Annotated in this window: 1 protein-coding gene; it reads right to left on the bottom strand. The window is 40.8% G+C overall.

Features of this window, described 5'->3' with window-relative positions:
• Positions 1-225 precede the first annotated feature (225 nt).
• The gene (locus tag ABZT87_RS31400; protein ID WP_003130410.1) at positions 226-1,173 is read right to left on the bottom strand and encodes an IS30 family transposase; all 948 of its coding nucleotides are present in this window, start codon (positions 1,171-1,173) and stop codon (positions 226-228) included.
• Positions 1,174-1,385 lie beyond the last annotated feature (212 nt).

Below are 1,385 nucleotides of genomic sequence, written 5' to 3'. Positions count from 1 at the left end.
GTTTTAAACTGCTTACTGCTTTAGATGGTGGGTCGTGCAGGATTCGAACCTGCGACCAATTGATTAAAAGTCAAATGCTCTACCAACTGAGCTAACGAGTCATGCTTAAAGCGTCATTTTCACGACGAAATATATTATAACACAGACTTTCTGAAATTTCTAGTCTCAGCTGTAATTTTTTTATTTTTTTAAAAATTTATTATTTACGCAAATTGCAAGTCCAAGTTAGCCAGCCAAGCTCATCTCATATGAACTCTTATAGTTGAACATTTTTCTTGGATAATGGTTCATCCAATACTCGATAGCGGCGACTTCTTCAGGGGTCGTCTTTGTTGTGCCTTTTGGCAGATGCCTACGAATCATTCGGTTATGGTTTTCATTCGTCCCTCGCTCAAAGCTCGCGTAGGCGTGTGCATAGTAAACTGGACAGCTTACGACCTCAGAGAGCCTTGCAAATTCATGGCCATTGTCAGGGGTAATGGATTTGAAGTCATAACTTTTTTGAAGTTCCACCAGCTCATCATTGACCGCCTGTGCTGTTTTCCCATCAATCAAGCGAATGATCTCCGTGCGGTATTTTCGCTCTGTGAGCGTCAAAAGCACCTTGTTCTTAGCTCTCGTAAGAATGACCGTGTCAATCTCGTAATGCCCCACTTCTAAGCGATTGTTAATGAACTCAGGCCGTTCTTCAATAGACTTACCAAAAGGATGCTTTGGCGCACGAGGTTTGATTTTCTTTGCCGCCTTATACTGCGGATAGAAAAGATGATGACGCTTGGCTTCTAACCAGCCCCAGTTGACCCAATTGTAGAGGCTGCTCAGAGAAACTCCTTTTAGAGCCTGATGAATGACTTCCAAAGAGTCCTTGTCTTCTTTAAGACGTGTACTCACATAACAATCAATCTCAGTCGTGAGTTTACTCGGACGAACACTGTGAGCCCTCAATCCTTCATAATTTTCTTGAGCCTTTTTAGCAGAGTATTTTACCTTCCGCTTGAGCTGGATTTCCCCTCGCTTCATCTCTCTGTCAATCGTCCCATGAGCTTTATTCAATAAGCGCGCAATCTCACGGTTGCTCAGTCCTTCTTTATTGTGCCAACGTTCAATGTTTAAACGGTCTTGATTGGTCAGGTGTTTCCCTTTGCTCTGGCTTGTGATAGAATAGTCTTGCATCTGAATTTCCTTTTTATACTATTTGGTCGAACTTCTAGTATAAGAGATTCAGATGTTTTTTGCTTGACTCAAGGTGGCTAACTTCATTTTACAATTTGCGATTAATTATTAAATTTAAAAAAATAAAAAAATAGGAGAGAAAAAATGGCAAAACGTATTATTGGTACAACACCAAAAGAAGATGGTTTTCGGATGCCTGGTGAATTTGAAGC

The organism is Micromonospora sp. NPDC005237 (assembly GCF_040607775.1).
Taxonomy (GTDB): Bacteria; Actinomycetota; Actinomycetes; order Mycobacteriales; family Micromonosporaceae; genus Micromonospora.
This window is presented reverse-complemented; position numbering and strand designations above follow the sequence as displayed.

What these genes read in the sequence shown, in the direction of transcription:
- ABZT87_RS31400 (WP_003130410.1), bottom strand. Translation starts at nt 1,173, where the DNA reads ATGCAAGACTATTCTATCACAAGCCAGAGCAAAGGGAAACACCTGACC.